Source organism: Aurantimonas sp. C2-5-R2 (assembly GCF_036549495.1).
GTDB classification, from domain to species: Bacteria; Pseudomonadota; Alphaproteobacteria; order Rhizobiales; family Rhizobiaceae; genus Aurantimonas; species Aurantimonas coralicida_A.
In genome coordinates this window covers 1-15002 of the sequence record NZ_JAZHLJ010000042.1, presented here as the reverse complement: position 1 = coordinate 15002, position 15002 = coordinate 1, and the positions used below count along the sequence as shown (strand labels likewise).

Below are 15002 nucleotides of genomic sequence, written 5' to 3'. Positions count from 1 at the left end.
GCGTAAAGCCTCCGGCGATGTCCAGCGGCGCCGGTTGCGTCGCGCGCCCTCACCGATTGCCGCCGGAGCGATCCCTTTGATGACCATGCTGCGCTCGCTCGTCTTCAACGTGTTGTTCTATCTCAACCTCGTCGGCCAATTGCTGCTCTTCTCGCCTGTCTTCTTCGTGATCTCCGAGGAGAAGGCCTGGGGGATCGTCAAGAACTGGGCGCGGTCCAGCCTCTGGCTGCTCGAACATGTCGCCGGCATCGGCGCGTCGATTACCGGCAAGCGGAACGTTCCGTTCGAGGCGGCGATTATCGCGGCGAAGCACCAATCGTTCTGGGACGTCTTCGCGCTTTTGCCCGATCTCGACCGGCCGACCTTCATCCTCAAGAAGGAACTGCTCGCGATCCCGTTCTTCGGCTGGTACCTCAAGCGCATGGCGATGATCCCGGTCGACCGGGCACGCCGCGGGGGGGCCGTCGCCTCGATGATTGAAGGCGCCGAAAAGGCCGTGGCGGAGGGTCGCCAGATCGTCATTTTCCCGGAAGGCACCCGGACTGCGCCGGGCGCCGAGGCCGACTATCGCCAAGGCGTGTTCCGCCTTTACGAGGCGTTGCAACTGCCCGTCGTGCCGGTGGCGCTGAATTCCGGCCTGTATTGGCCGCGCCGCCAGTTCATCCGCCGTCCGGGGACGATTCGGGCGGATATTCTGGAGCCTATCGAGCCGGGCCTGACACGAGTCGATTTTCTCGACCGGCTCCGTCACGCGATCGAGACCCGGTCCGACGACCTCCTGGCCGAAGCCCAACACCGTGACGGCTATCCGCCGCCGGAGCCATCCCGCCTGGGCACCTGACGTGCTCAGCGCCTGCCGCCCTAGCCCCTTATAGCCGGGCCACGACGTCTTCCAGCCAGCGGTCCCGCAACCCCATCTCGCGAATATGGTCGAGCGCACTGGTCACGTAGTCGACATTGGCGCCGGACTGACCGTGCGAGCGGCGGACCAGCGTGGCGGCATGCTCGGGCGTCATGCGGCCGGCATATTGGCTGTGGTCGCGATCGACGACATAGGTCAGAGCGCGCATATTGCGCCCGTCGGTGAGACGCACCGGCAGGGTCTGCTCCCGATAGACATGGGTGACGAGCTCGCGCGCCCGCAGATAATCGACCACCGCCTCCCGCGTCGCTCCCCTGACGCGGAATGCCATGCCGACGCAGGAGCCACCCCGGTCGAGGCCGAAGACCAGGCCCGGCCGCTCGGGTGTGCCCCGATGCACGAAGGAGCGCACGCAGAGCGAGCGGTGATAGCCGGCCAGCCGCGCCTTGACCCGCTCCTCGAATTCGAAGCCTGGCCGCCAGATCAGCGAGCCGTAGCCAAACACCCAGAAATCGTCCATTGCCCTCAAAATGCCCCGTCCGTCAGTTCATCCCGACCGGGGCTCAAAAAGGGTAATGGCATGGCGGCGTCAAGCGACAAGACTTCGAGAGCGAGACAAGCCTATGTCTGGGTCGGCGTGGTGGCGCTGCTTCTCGCCGGCGGCCTCAGCGGCGCCTGGTACTACCTCGCCGGTCAGCTCGAGGCGCAGGTCACGCAGGTCATCGCGGACGCCCGCGTGCAAGGCACCGAGATCGGCTGCCCAGGGCGCACCGTTTTTGGCTATCCGTTCCGACTCGGCCTCCGCTGCGACGCAGTCACCATCGAGGCGCCGGGCGACGCGCGCGGACAGGGCTTGCGCGCCACCGCCGGGGCGCTTCGAACCGCCGCCCAGATCTACCGGCCAAATCGCGTCGTGGCGGAACTCGACAGCCCGTTGATCGTCGATGCGCAGCAGACGCCGCCGCTCGACATTCGCTGGCAACTGGCACAGGCGAGCGCCAGCTTCTGGAGCGATGGAATGGACCAGGTCGCGTTGGTCGCCGACCGGCCGGTGGTGGCGTTGGCGCAGCCGGCAGCCGGTCGTCTGCCGCTGTTCGAGGCCGACCGGTTCGAGGCGCATGCGCGCCGCCGCGCCGACGATCTTGACATTGCCGTCTCCAGTGCGGACGGGCGCGTCCTCGCGCCGGACGCGCCCGCCCTGCCGGTATTCGACGCCAGCGCCGACCTGACGATCACCGGTGCCGCCGACTGGCTCGCCGGTCATATGGATGGGCACACGCTTGGCGAGGCGCTTGCGGGCCGCGCCGGCACGCTCCGCTCGCTGAAGCTCGATCTCGGTGACGCCAGCGCCGAACTGTCGGGCGATTTCATGGTCGCGACGGACGGGATTCTGTCCGGCGATTTCGAGCTCGCCGTCGCCGACCCCCAGCGGATCGCGGCGCTGGTCGCCGAAGCAGCGCCGCAGCTTCAGTCCGTCGCCCAATCGCTCGCCTCGGCGATTGGCTTCGTCGGCCGGCAGGACAATGGCCGCAACATCGTCACGCTCAGCCTGCGCGACGGCAACCTCTCGGCCGGCGTGATTCCGCTGGGTCAGGTGCCGGCGATACGGTGAGGCGAACCGACCGCCGCGAGGCAGCATCTTCCGTCGCCGCAAATGTCGTATGGCGCCGCCGAATAGCAATTTCGGAAGCGGGGTCGCCCGGCCGTGCAGGGCCGCTTCGCGTTTGATGAGCTGGCGATATATTTAAGCGATTGTTTCACCGTTTGTTTGCTCTGGGGATTCATGCCCCCGTAATGCCTGCCGCTGCATAATAAGCCTGATCTTTCTCGCCAGCGGGTGTTCTCATGCGTCATTTTGGTTTTCTGTTTCTGCTTGGCCTTCTCTCTCTGGCTCCTGTCCAGAGTTCGTTCGCTGGCGAATGGGTCGTCGATCGGATTTCGGGACGAGCCTGGGCCCTCGAAGTCGGCAAAGACCCCGTGCGGCTCAGCGTGGATATGGCGGTCCCCGAGGGTGTCACCGTCGAGACGTCGCGGAACGGCCGGGTGCGGCTTGTGGGCGATAACAACGTCATGTCGCTGGCGCCTGGCACCGTCGCGGTCGTGGCGCCCTCCCGCTCCAACCGCAAGACCCGCGTCATCCAGCAGGTGGGCAGCATCAAGTTCGACGTCGAGAAGCGCCGGCGGCCGCATTTCCTCGTCGAAACGCCGTATATAGCGGCTGTCGTCAAGGGCACGACATTCACTGTCGATGTCTCCAAATCCACCACCAGCATCGATGTGTCGAGCGGACTGGTTCAGGTGAGCGATTTGCGCAGCGGTGAAAAGGCGGCGATCGGAGCAGGACAGTCGGCCAGCGTTGCCGCATCCAGCGCGGGATTGGAGACCGCGGGACAGAACGCTCCCGGTGTGCGGCCGGGCAAGCCCGCCCCCTCCGCCGTGGCTCCTCTCGGTCGCGACCTGGCTGATTTCAAGGCCGGCGGACGGACCGGGCCAAAGTCGGACACAAACAAGAGCAACGGCAGGGAAAATGGCGAGGCCAGGGGAAACAGTGCCGAAGCCCGCTCAGGTGCCCGGGGGAATAGTGGCGGCAACGGCGGTGGTAACGGCGGCGGAAACGGTGGCGGCAACGGCGGTGGCAATAGTGGCGGTAACGGCGACGGCAATGGTGGCGGCAACGGCGGCGGCAACGGCGGTGGAAACGGTGGCGGCAACGGCGGCGGCAATAGTGGCGGTAACGGCGGCGGCAATGGTGGTGGCAACGGTGGCGGCAACAGCGGCGGAAACGGTGGCGGTAACGGTGGCGGCAATGGCGGTGGAAACGGCGGTGGCAATGGCAGCGGTAACGGCGGCGGCAATGGCAAGAAATAAGCTCCGCCACATCGCCCTGGTGGCCTCTTGCAAGGACGCGTATGGCCTGGTTTTCACCCATCGGTAAGAGGCCGTTTCGAAACCCTGCCAAGACCAGCCTCCATGGTTCACCCGGGACGCCCAAACCCGCGGAAATCGGGTATCATGTCATTGCGGAGCGACCATCNTTAGAGGCCGTTTCGAAACCCTGCCAAGACCAGCCTCCATGGTTCACCCGGGACGCCCAAACCCGCGGAAATCGGGTATCATGTCATTGCGGAGCGACCATCCGAGGGGCCTTTGAACCCGCCGCAGTGAGTTTCGAAACGGACTCTAAGCGGAATCCTGCGGTGCTGCGGCGCACGGCGGGGGGGCTCTTCGTCGCCGCGGCGATAGTCTTTGCGAGCCTTTCCGGGTTCTTGCGAACGGTGGACGATCGTCTTGCCGAATTGCGCTTCCAGACACAGTCGATTGCGCCGACCGGCGATGTCGTCCTGGTCGACATCGATGCCCGAAGCCTTGCCGAAATCGGCGTTTGGCCCTGGCCGCGGCGATTACACGGCGATCTCTTGCGGGCAGCGGAGCGGGCCGGCGCGGCCCGCGTCGCGTTCGACATCGATTTCAGCACCGTATCGACGCCGGAACAGGACCGGGCCTTCGCCGCGGCCCTCGCCGAGACCAGAATAGAGACCTTCCTCGCATCCTTCGTCCAGGCCGATACGGCGGCTGGCATGGCGGTGCGCGCTTCGTTTCCGATCGAGCTTTTTTTGCAAAATTCCTGGCCGGCCGGCGTCAACGTCCCTGTGGATGGCGACGGGCAGGTCAGACGGTTTCCTTTCGCTATCGACGCCAACGGGGAAACCCTGACCTCGATGCCCTCCCTGCTGGCTGACCGCGAGGCTGGGACGGGCCTGTTCGGGATCGATTATGCGATTTCCGCCGAGCGACTGCCGCGCGTTTCCTATGTCGATCTTCTGAGGGATCGCGTCGCGCCCGAGTCGCTCGCGGGAAAAACCTTGATCGTCGGCGCCAGTGCGATCGAGCTCCGCGACCTCTTTGACGTTCCCGTCAGCGGCATCGTTTCCGGATCGACGGTCATCGCGCTCGCCACCGAGTCCCTGCTTCAGGAGCGGGCGTTGACGTTCCTCGCCACGCCGTGGTTCGTGCTGGCTGGAATGGCATTCATCGTGTTCGCCTGCGCCATTCGTCTGTCCTCCCGTTATGCGATCGCCGCCCTTGTCGATCTTGCCGTCACGGCTGAAATGCTGGCACTCTACCTGCAGAACGGCCATGCGATCGTACTGGAAACCGCTGCCATCCATGTGCTCCTGGCTGCCTGTTCCATCTGGGTGCTTTTCCGTGAATTTGGTCTTCGTCGCGTGCGGCTCTGGATCGCCCGGACCCAGGCAGCCAACAGCCAGAGCGTGCTCGAACGCGTCCTCGACGATGGATTTCACGGCGTCGCGATCCTGAACGAACGTTTGCAAGTCACCCGCATCAATCGCGAAGCTCTGGAGCTGCTCGGCCTTGAGAGCGCAAACCGGCTGGACGAGTTGCCTGCGCAGATCGGACAACATGTCGCAGATATCGTCGCGGCGTTCGAGCGCGGCGAGGGAGCCGGCAAGCCGGCGGTGCACGTCCTTCATTTCGCCACGGGCGCAGAGCGGGTGGTGGAGTATTCGATCGTCCCGTTCTGGCTGTCAGGATTTGCCGATCGGTCGGGGGAGACTTCCGGCGATATCGTTTACGCCACACTGACACTGCGCGACATCACCGAACGTCAGAAGGCGCATGACCGCATACGGTTCATGGCGTTGCACGACAGCCTGACGGGGTTGGGCAATCGTCGCGCCCTTGAGCAAGCGTTGGAGAACATTTTGAGCGGGCCGACGCCGGACGGCGGGGTGGCTCTGGTGTCCTTCGATCTCGATCGTTTCAAGGCCGTCAATGACGCGCTCGGCCATGCAATTGGCGATGAGGTGCTTAAGGAGACCGCGCGTCGCGCCCAGGAAACACTGGTCGCGGCCTTGCTGATCGCCAGGACCGGCGGTGACGAGTTCACCGCCGTCGTCCCGGCGGCGAGCCTTCAAACCGCACGATTCCTGGCGGCTTCGCTGGTAGAGGCGATCTGCGAACCGTTTTTCCTGTCCGGGCACCGTATCGGCGTCGGTACCAGCGTCGGGATCAGCTGGTGGGATGGCCAGGCGGCGACGGTGACTTCGTTGATGCGCCACGCCGATGTTGCGCTGTATCGCGCCAAGCAATCAATCACCGAGCAGGTCGTTGCCTTCGAGCCCTTTATGGATGGCGACCGGCTGGAGCGGCTGAAACTCGAGGAGGACTTGACTCAGGCCTTCGAGAACAACGAATTCCGCCTCGTCTACCAGCCGCAATTTTGTCTTTCGTCCGGGAAAATCGTCGGGGCCGAAGCTCTCGTGCGTTGGCAGCACCCGGAGCGCGGCTTCGTCTCGCCGGTTGATTTCATTCCGGTCGCCGAGGAAATGGGCCTGATCCATCGACTGGGCGGCTGGGTGCTCGATACGGCTTGCCGGGAAGCCAAGGGCTGGCCCTTGCCGATCAAGATCGCGGTGAACGTCTCCGCGATCCAGTTCGAAACCGGCGATCTGGTCGCGGCTGTCCGCCAGGCGCTCGATATATCCGGTCTGCCGCCGGAGCGGCTCGAACTGGAAATCACCGAATCCGCCTTCGTCGAGGAGAGCGATGGACTCAAGGCGATCTTCGACGAACTCCTCGCGATCGGGGTCAGCTTGGCGCTGGACGATTTCGGCACCGGTTATTCGTCGCTCGGCTATCTCCACCGCTTTCCGATCTCGAAGATCAAGATCGACCGAAGTTTCGTGATGGATATTCTGACTAGCAACCGGGCAATCGCCGTGGTGCATTCGATCATGGCTCTGGCCGACGGTCTGGGCATCCCGACGATCGCCGAGGGGATCGAAACGCCTGAGCAGGCGGCAATGCTCCGGCTGTCAGGATGCGATGACGGCCAGGGTTATCTGTTCGCCAGACCGATCGACGGCGCGGCTGTCGTGGAGATGATGGCGGGCCCCAGCATCGCAACCCCCACGATGCTCGCGGCGGCGGGCTGATCCTGGCTGCGGCCATTCGTTCGGGTCGGGCTGACCAGGTTGGATACGCCCTGAACGGACGCCGCCGGCGCAAAAACTTTTCCGTAAGGGAATATTAAAAAATCGGAGATTTGTCTTTCAAATTTTGCGGTTGGCAAAACCAATCGACCCGAATCAGCCGAAACTCATGGGGCAATGAAGCAATCCATGCCGAAAATTGGTCGATTTCCGTCTTTATATTGAAAAAAAATTAGATTGCGCGTACGCTTACCCTTTGGCAGGAAATCTGCGATGGCTTTACTAGGGGCCTTGGTTGGTCTTCTATTCGGCGCATTTTCGGGGTCGATGCTTGTCGCAATCGTATTCCCTGGCGCCGCTGTACCCGGTTTCTTGACGCCATTTCTGCTGCTTGCCGGTCCGGTTGCCGGGCTGCTTTCCGCTCTGCCTGTGTGGCTGGCCACGATTGTCTGGTATCTCCTCAACATCCTTGTTTTCTGGCTCTTGTCCATTCCGGCGCAGTCCTCCACCGGCCTGACCAGCACCACCAGTACACCACCGGCGGCAAACCCGATCCCGCCTACCGGAACCCAGAACTTCTTCCGCGGCTTCGGGCATGGCACGGCAACGATCGTCAATTTCGCCATTCTCAGTCCATTCTTGGCGATTCCGCCGGTCCTGATCCTTGCGATCTTGTCGTTCCTGCCAATCCTGTCTCTCGTCACGGCAATCCGGCGAAACACGTTCTTCCAGGGAGTGATCTCGTGGATGAGCTGGCTGTTGCCCGTACATTGGCTTGGGAACCTGATCGGCTTTCTGATCTTCCTGATTTTCCGTGCGATCACCCTATTCACGGGCACGGCTGCGGGCATCAGGCTTGATCTCACCTCCGGCATCATCGAGTCGCGCGCGCCCGCTCCGGTGACGGCCTTCAACGTTGCCGTGTTCACCTATGTGGGACCTGCGTTTGCTCCCGGCCCGTTCCTGGGAGCCAATGTGTCATCGCACGAGGTGGGGCATGCCATCAATTCGGCCGCGATGACGCCCTTCTACACCTGGGGCACGGTGATCGAGGAGTTCCGTCTGTTCGGCGCGCCCCACCGCTTCTCCATCGGCCAGCAAACCGCGGAAAGCCGCGGCGCACCACGCCCGGGCGCGTTGTATTCCGCGATGTGGTCACCCTAGGGGCATAGCCATGTGCGAGTTTTTCGACATTCAGGCCAGCGGTGATGCCCTCAATGCTCAGGGCATACCGGGTTCGATCACGGCTTCTGGCCGGGTCACGCTCGACTGCGGCTCAGTCATCGTTCAGGTGTTCGACAATTCCAATAATCTGGTATTCGAGACGACCGTACAACCCGGCGCGAACATCAGCGATTTCAATGGTACGCCGACGCGCCTGGTGATTGCGTCTTTCGACAATGGGCATGACATCCAGTGCGGCGACCGTGTGACGGTCACGTTGACCTGCGCAAGTGATCCGACCTGCACGCTGACAGCCACGGTGGCTCTCGTCTGCAAGGATGACCCGGTACAGCCATGCCCCGATGCCAACGCGATCAGTATTATCTTGACCAGCAATGGCGTCGTGGTCTCGCCGGGCGTCCCGTGCTTCTCCTCTGGCGCTTACAGCGCCGAGGCAACCGGCGTTCCGGCCGGAAGCCAGATTTTCTGGACGCTGGATCTGGGCGGTACGGCCTCGTCGCTCCCCGCGACCAATCCGACGACATTCAGTTTGCCCGCGGGAACCGCCCCGGCGAGCCTCTCAGTCGTGGTGATCACCCCGAATTGCCCGCCGATCGCACGCTCGATCGGGTTGCCGGATCGCGAAGAAGGCAATTGTTCAACGCAGGCGGTGTTCGAGGTTCGAAAGGACGGGCAGTTGGTCACTGCCACAACCGGGCTGGCAAGCGGAACCTATCAGGTGACGGTGACATCCCCGGTCGCGTCCGGAAACATCTATAATTTTCAGGACGCAAACGGGTCGTTTCAGGTCGGTTCGGGGGTCACCGCGAATTACACGCTCATGGGCAATGGCGCCTCGCTGACCATCCTCGTGACGGTGGATGACAACGGATGCTGCCCGGCGGTCTCGGGCACGGTGACATTGTCGAGCGCAGATGACGCCGAAGACCCTCCGGTCGAGGAGCCGCCGGTCGAGAATCCGCCGAACGATGATGACGACGACGATTGGGTATGGCCAAGCCTCTGCGGCTGGTTGTACCTGCTGTTGATGCTCGCGGTCCTCGCCTTCATCGGCCTGTGGATCGCGTCGTTCACGTTGTTCCCGGCGTCGACGGCGCTATGGGTGGCGCTCGGCATAGCGCTTGTCGCTGTTGTTGCGGCTTTAGCGGTTTACACTTGGGTCTGCAATGTCAGCTGGTGCCGGCGCATGCGCATTCTCGGATGGATGTTCGGTTGGTGCGCGCTTGGATGTGTCATTGCGTGGGCGGTCAGCTGGTTCACCTTGTGGTTCCTGCTGATCGGTGCGCTGATTGCCGGGGTCATAGCGTTGATCATTGGGTTGATGATGGCACGGCGAAATTGCGATTTTCTGGATCTCTTCGCCTGGCCGTAGGATCTTTCAATGCTTCCGTGATCCTGGGGGTGCAGAGCCCGAGCCGAAGATGCGACGAAGCCAGGTCGGCGCGCCATCCGCGGCCCTCATGCCGAGAGCATCCAGCCGAGTCGCCGCAACCACCAAGCCGTCGTCGAGCGGCGTCTCAAAGGATGCGTCTACTCCGTCGTCCCCGTCTCGTGCTTGCCGTGCTCGCGGCCGAAATCCACCTCGGCGGTGTCCTGGCCGGCCTCGATGATGCCGCGGCGAATGTCGCGGGTGCGGGTGAACAGCTCGAACAGCGTGTCGCCGTCGCCCCAGCGGATCGCCCGTTGCAGCGAGGCCAGATCCTCCGAAAACCGCGCCAGCATTTCCAGCACGGCCTCGCGGTTGGTCAGGAACACGTCCCGCCACATGGTCGGATCGGACGCGGCGATGCGGGTAAAATCGCGAAAGCCGGAGGCCGAGAATTTCACCACTTCCTGCTGGGTCACCGTCTCCAGATCGGCGGCCGTGCCGACGATGTTGTAGGCGATCAGATGCGGCACATGGCTGACGATGGCGAGCACCAGATCGTGGTGGTCCGGCGTCATGATTTCGACGGTCGAGCCGCAGCCTTCCCAGAAGCGCTTCAGCCGGTCGATCGCCTCGGCGTCGGTGCCGTCGGGCGGCGTCAGGATGCACCAGCGGTTCTCGAAGAGTTCGCGGAAGCCCGCGTCGGGGCCGGACTGCTCGGTGCCGGCGATCGGATGCGCCGGCACGAAATACACGGTCTCTGGCAAATGCGGGCGCATCTGCTGAACCACCGCGCCTTTGACCGAGCCGACGTCGGAAACGATCGCGCCGGGCTCGAGCGACCCTGCGATCTCCTTGGTCACCGCTCCGCAGGAGCCAACCGGAACGCACAGGATGACGAGGTCGGCGCCGCGCACCGCTTCGGCGGCGTCGAGATGGTAGCTGTCGCCGAGCTTCAGTTCTTCGGCCCGTTTCAGCGTTTCGGCCCGCCGCGTAGTGATGGCGATATGCCGGGCGAGGCCGTGGGCGCGAATATTGTGGGCGATCGACGAGCCGATCAGGCCGATGCCGATTAGCGCGACGCGCTCAAATAGCGGCTCGCTCATGACTGCCCCTTGCCGAGAAACTCGCCGAGCGCCGCGACGACGCCGCGATTGGCTTCCTCGGTGCCGATGGTCATGCGCAGCGCGTTCGGGAAACCGTATCCGCCAACCCGGCGCAGGATGAAGCCGCGCGCGCTCAAGAAATCGTCGGCCTCCGCCGCCGTGCGGCCCGGCGCGTCGGAAAAGTGGACCAGGGCGAAATTGCCGACGCTCGGTGTCACGGTCAGGCCAAGGCCTTCCAGCGCGTCGGTGGTCCATTCCAGCCAGCGGGCGTTGTGGTCGGCGGCTTTTTCGATGAAGCCGCGGTCGCGAACCGCCGCCGCGCCGGCGGCAATGGCCGCGGCGTTCAGATTGAACGGCCCGCGCACCCGGTCCAGCGCGTCGACGATCGCTTCCGGCCCGTACAGCCAGCCGATCCGCAAACCGGCGAGGCCGTAGATCTTGGAGAAGGTGCGGGTCATCACGACGTTCTCGGACGACGACACCAGCTCGATGCCGGCGCCGTAATCGTTGCGCCGGACATATTCGGCATAGGCCGCGTCGAGGACGAGGACGACGTTGCCCGGCAAGCCGGCATGCAGCCGCTGGACTTCCTCGAAGGGCAGGTAGGTGCCGGTCGGGTTGTTCGGGTTGGCGAGAAAAACCAGCTTGGTGCGCTCGGTCACCCGCGCAAGGATCGCGTCGACGTCGGCGGTGACGTTCGTTTCCGGGGCGACGACGGGCGTCGCCCCGCGCGCCAGGATCTGGATGCGGTAGACCAGAAAGCCGTGCTCGGTGTGGATCGCCTCGTCGCCCGGCGCGAGATAGCACTGGCACAAAAGCCCCAGCAGCTCGTCCGAGCCGTTGCCGCAGAGGATGTTTTGCGGGTTGAGGCCATGCACCTCGGCGATGGCGCACTTCAGCTCGCTGGCCTGTCCGTCGGGGTAGAGCTCGGGATGCGCGAAGGCCGCCAGCGCCGCCTCACGCGCCGCCGGCGAGGCGCCCAGCGGCGTCTCGTTGGAGGAGAGCTTGTGGAGCGTCACGCCGGCCGGCGCTTTGCTCTTGCCCGGCACATAGGCCTCGATGTCGAGGACGCCCTTATTCGGAACGGGTCTCATCGTCCGTGTACTTTCGCTGGTGACTGTGGGCGCTGGTGATTGCGGGCGCTGTTGATTGCTGGCCGATCGCGACGCCGTCGCGCCACGACAGGCGCATCAGGATAGGGACCGGCACGGGGCCGCATAGCCCCCGATCGGCCGGATGTCGAGGCCGGGACCCAATGCCGCGGCCACCGAAGCTTGGTCTTTTTCGGTCGCGACGAGGACGCTGAAGCGGTCGGCCCCGTAGGGCGCCTCGGCGATGATCGTCAGGCCGTCCGGTATCTCCGGCATCGCCGTCAGCCCATCGACGGAAAAACAGGCGATCTCCGGCGACACCGGATCAGCCAAGGGCGGGGCGATGACCAGCGCGGGCGTTGCCGCCGGCCGATCCGGTTCGTCGAAGAAGGGCAGCCGCGCGACGATCTGGGCCGAGCCGAGCCCCTGCCACCACGGATGGCCGGTCGCGCCGATCGGCAAGATGCCGAGCTTGTCGCCGCCGGCCTCGATGCAAGCGACCACCGCCTGGCTCGACGCGGCGATCGACAAGGGAACCGAAAAGCCGAAATAGAACCGCGCCGTCTCGGCGCTGGCGACGCGGTCGCCGTCACCGGCGATGACGACCTCGAACGGGGCCTGCAGGGCGGTGAAGGTGGAGATGATCTCGCGCCACAGATGCTCCATCGCGGTCAGCGGCAGATGCCCCTCGTGGCGCTTGGCCAGCCGGCGCATCATGTCGGCCTCCCGGCCGGGGCGGAAGGCCGCGCCGTTCTTCGCCGTCCCCTTCACCTCGATCAATTCGTCGATGACGCTGGCGCGCTGCATCAGCAGCCGATGCACGGATTCGTCGATGGCGTCGATCTTCGCTCTCAGTTCCGCGAGCCGCGATGGGTCGGCGGTGACGGTTCCGCTCATGCGTTCGAACTCCCTGTGGTCCTGCGCAGTGCTTCTACCGGCCCTTCGTTCGCTTGGCAAAGCGCCGTGTTTCGCACGCCGGTCGGCGCGACGATTGCCGCAGCGGGCGCGAATGCGTATCTGTGCCTTTAACCCGAACACCGCCGGTCGCCACGACACCAAGCCGTGCCGGCCGGCGCGAATCATAAAGCGGGATGGACATGAGCGTCGAAGCCTCGACCGAAGATCTGGAATACGCGGCCGGCAGCCGCGAGGCGAACCATCCGTCGAGTCCCGTCGCCCATTTCGGCGCGGACGAGCCGCTGCGTCTGGATGCCGGCCGGGAACTGGCGCCGTTCCAGATCGCCTACAACACCTATGGCACGCTCAACGCCGACAAGACGAACGCCATCCTCGTCTGTCACGCGCTGACCGGCGACCACTACGTCGCCAGCCAGTCGCCGGTGACCGGCAAGCCGGGCTGGTGGACCTCGATCATCGGCGCGGGCAAGCCGATCGACACGTCGAAATATTTCGTCATCTGCTCGAACGTCATCGGCGGCTGCATGGGCTCGACCGGTCCGGCCTCGATCGATCCGGCGACGGGCGAGCCCTACGGTCTCGACCTGCCGGTGATCACCATCCCCGACATGGTGCGGGCGCAGGCGATGCTGGTCGAGCGGCTTGGCATCGACACGCTGTTCGCCGTCATCGGCGGCTCGATGGGCGGCATGCAGGTGCTGCAATGGACGGTCAGCTATCCGGAGAAGGTCTTCGCCGCCCTGCCGATCGCCACCGGCGCGCGCCACTCGTCCCAGAACATCGCCTTTCACGAGGTCGGGCGGCAGGCGGTGATGGCCGATCCCGACTGGCATGGCGGGCGCTACTACGCGGTCGGCAAGCGGCCGCACAAGGGGCTCGCCGTCGCGCGGATGGCGGCGCATGTGACGTATCTGTCGGAGACGGCGCTGCACCGCAAATTCGGACGCAATCTGCAGGACCGCGAGTCGTTCGGTTTCGGCTTCGACGCCGATTTCCAGATCGAGAGCTATCTCAGGCATCAGGGGATGACCTTCGTCGACCGCTTCGACGCCAATTCCTATCTCTACATGACCCGCTCGATGGACTATTTCGACATCGCGGCGGATTACGGCGGCAGCCTCGCCGAGGCGTTCCGCGACGCGACGACGCGCTTCTGTCTGGTGTCGTTCTCGTCGGACTGGCTGTTTCCGACCGAGGAGAACCGCGCGGTCGTCCACGCGCTCAACGCCGCTGCCGCGTCGGTGTCCTTCGTCGAGATCGAGACCGACCGGGGCCACGACGCCTTCCTCCTCGACGAGCCGGAATTCTTCGCGGCGATCGACGGGTTCGTCTCGTCGGCGGCGCGGGCAAGGGGGCTTTGACGATGGCGGTTCTGGACACCCCCGTCGCCACCAGCGAGACCGTCACGGCCAACGCGTCGACCCGTATCGATCTGGAACTGATCGCCGGCCTCGTCACGCCGGGAAGCCGGGTGCTCGATGTCGGCTGCGGCGACGGCGCGCTTCTGTCGCTGCTCGAAGCGCGTCGCCAGGTCGACGGGCGCGGCGTCGAGCTGAGCCAGGCCGGCGTCAACGAATGCGTGGCGCGCGGCCTGTCGGTCATTCAGGGCGATGCCGACCGCGATCTCATCCATTATCCGGACGCCGCCTTCGACTTCGTTATCCTCTCCCAGACCATCCAGGCGACCCGCAATCCGAAAACCGTCCTGACCGAACTCTTAAGGATCGGCGAGCGGGCGATCGTGTCGTTCCCGAATTTCGGCCATTGGTCGATCCGCCTGTCGCTGGGGCTGCGCGGCCGGATGCCGGTGACGCGGAACCTGACGCATTCCTGGTACGACACGCCGAACATCCATTTCTGCACGATCCGGGATTTCGTCGCGCTGGCCGACGAGATCGGCGCCGAGGTCGAGCTGGCGATGGCGATCAATGCCACCGGCCAGAAGATGGGCATGAAGATGCCCTGGGCGTTCTGGAACCTGTTCGGCCAGCAGGCGGTGTTTGTGCTCAGGCGGTGAGGGGGGATGAGGTGTGGTCCTGTGCTTGACGGATACTTTGGGTGGAAAGCGGGCAGGCAGCTTTCGGCGTGGGATTTGGGTAAGCTGCTGTCGGAAATCATCATTCGTGAAACAGAATCGGAAATTCTCTTTCATGAAGCTCTGAAAAGCGCCGTTCATGATTTGGATGACAAACATAGCTGTGCGTGGAATGAAGCGGGGGGTATCCCATGGTGTGTTGAAGCGCTGCGACTGTTGATTTTTGGTCCACGATACTGTGGACTACCAAGAAAGTTGAGGACACATGCCAAGCGTCCGGGAATCTTTCAAATCGATTCTTGAGAAGATAATCGAAGTAGCGAACACCCCTTCGCCTCCGGTGCGCGATGAAGACTTCCCGTTTCCACGGCTCATTGCCACGGGCGATGGTGGATCCGTGCCTATCCGCTTAACGCCCATACCCACAACATGTAGGGTGCTGCCACTCTCCCGAATATAACCCCGCTGCGGTCGGCGCAGTCGTG

At 64.2% G+C, this 15002-nt stretch carries 13 protein-coding genes; 9 read left to right on the top strand and 4 right to left on the bottom strand.

Going from position 1 to position 15002, the window contains the following annotated elements:
- Positions 1-76: 76 nt before the first annotated feature.
- Positions 77-841, top strand: coding sequence for a lysophospholipid acyltransferase family protein (locus tag VQ044_RS16305; RefSeq protein WP_327648205.1), 765 nt, complete (start codon positions 77-79; stop codon positions 839-841).
- Between the two features lie 28 nt (positions 842-869).
- Here the strand turns inward: VQ044_RS16305 and VQ044_RS16300 are convergent, their stop codons facing one another.
- Positions 870-1382, bottom strand: a complete 513-nt coding sequence (locus VQ044_RS16300) for a gamma-glutamylcyclotransferase (protein ID WP_327648204.1) — start codon at positions 1380-1382, stop codon at positions 870-872.
- Positions 1383-1442: 60 nt separating this feature from the next.
- On the opposite strand from VQ044_RS16300, the gene VQ044_RS16295 reads away from it, so the two are divergent.
- From VQ044_RS16295 to VQ044_RS16275, 5 genes are all read left to right on the top strand, one after another.
- On the top strand, positions 1443-2474 hold the full coding sequence (locus VQ044_RS16295; protein WP_327648202.1) for a DUF2125 domain-containing protein: 1032 nt from the start codon (positions 1443-1445) through the stop codon (positions 2472-2474).
- Between the two features lie 233 nt (positions 2475-2707).
- Positions 2708-3730, top strand: coding sequence for a FecR family protein (locus VQ044_RS16290; protein WP_327648201.1), 1023 nt, complete (start codon positions 2708-2710; stop codon positions 3728-3730).
- Between the two features lie 329 nt (positions 3731-4059).
- Positions 4060-6819 carry an EAL domain-containing protein gene (locus VQ044_RS16285; RefSeq protein WP_327648199.1) on the top strand — a complete coding sequence of 920 codons (2760 nt, stop codon included), beginning with the start codon at positions 4060-4062 and terminating at the stop codon, positions 6817-6819.
- Positions 6820-7143: 324 nt separating this feature from the next.
- Positions 7144-7980: a hypothetical protein gene (locus tag VQ044_RS16280; protein ID WP_327651089.1), complete on the top strand. Its 837-nt coding sequence runs from the start codon at positions 7144-7146 to the stop codon at positions 7978-7980.
- Positions 7981-7990: 10 nt separating this feature from the next.
- Entirely contained in the window at positions 7991-9373 is a 1383-nt protein-coding gene (locus VQ044_RS16275) for a hypothetical protein (RefSeq protein WP_327648194.1), read from the top strand.
- Positions 9374-9531: 158 nt separating this feature from the next.
- Here VQ044_RS16275 and VQ044_RS16270 read toward each other — a convergent pair whose 3' ends face one another.
- From VQ044_RS16270 to pheA, 3 genes are all read right to left on the bottom strand, one after another.
- On the bottom strand, positions 9532-10473 hold the full coding sequence (locus VQ044_RS16270) for a prephenate/arogenate dehydrogenase family protein (protein WP_327648193.1): 942 nt from the start codon (positions 10471-10473) through the stop codon (positions 9532-9534).
- The gene (gene hisC, locus VQ044_RS16265) at positions 10470-11567 is read right to left on the bottom strand and encodes a histidinol-phosphate transaminase (RefSeq protein ID WP_327648192.1); all 1098 of its coding nucleotides are present in this window, start codon (positions 11565-11567) and stop codon (positions 10470-10472) included. Before hisC ends, VQ044_RS16270 begins: the two co-directional genes overlap by 4 nt.
- Positions 11568-11663: 96 nt before the next feature.
- Positions 11664-12461, bottom strand: a complete 798-nt coding sequence (gene pheA / locus VQ044_RS16260) for a chorismate mutase (protein ID WP_327648191.1) — start codon at positions 12459-12461, stop codon at positions 11664-11666.
- Between the two features lie 200 nt (positions 12462-12661).
- Here pheA and metX point away from each other — a divergent pair, with 200 nt between their 5' ends.
- From metX to VQ044_RS16245, 3 genes are all read left to right on the top strand, one after another.
- The gene (gene metX / locus VQ044_RS16255) at positions 12662-13843 is read left to right on the top strand and encodes a homoserine O-acetyltransferase MetX (protein ID WP_327624748.1); all 1182 of its coding nucleotides are present in this window, start codon (positions 12662-12664) and stop codon (positions 13841-13843) included.
- Positions 13844-13845: 2 nt separating this feature from the next.
- On the top strand, positions 13846-14499 hold the full coding sequence (metW, locus tag VQ044_RS16250; protein WP_327624747.1) for a methionine biosynthesis protein MetW: 654 nt from the start codon (positions 13846-13848) through the stop codon (positions 14497-14499).
- Between the two features lie 75 nt (positions 14500-14574).
- Positions 14575-14820 carry a hypothetical protein gene (locus VQ044_RS16245; RefSeq protein ID WP_327648189.1) on the top strand — a complete coding sequence of 82 codons (246 nt, stop codon included), beginning with the start codon at positions 14575-14577 and terminating at the stop codon, positions 14818-14820.
- Positions 14821-15002 lie beyond the last annotated feature (182 nt).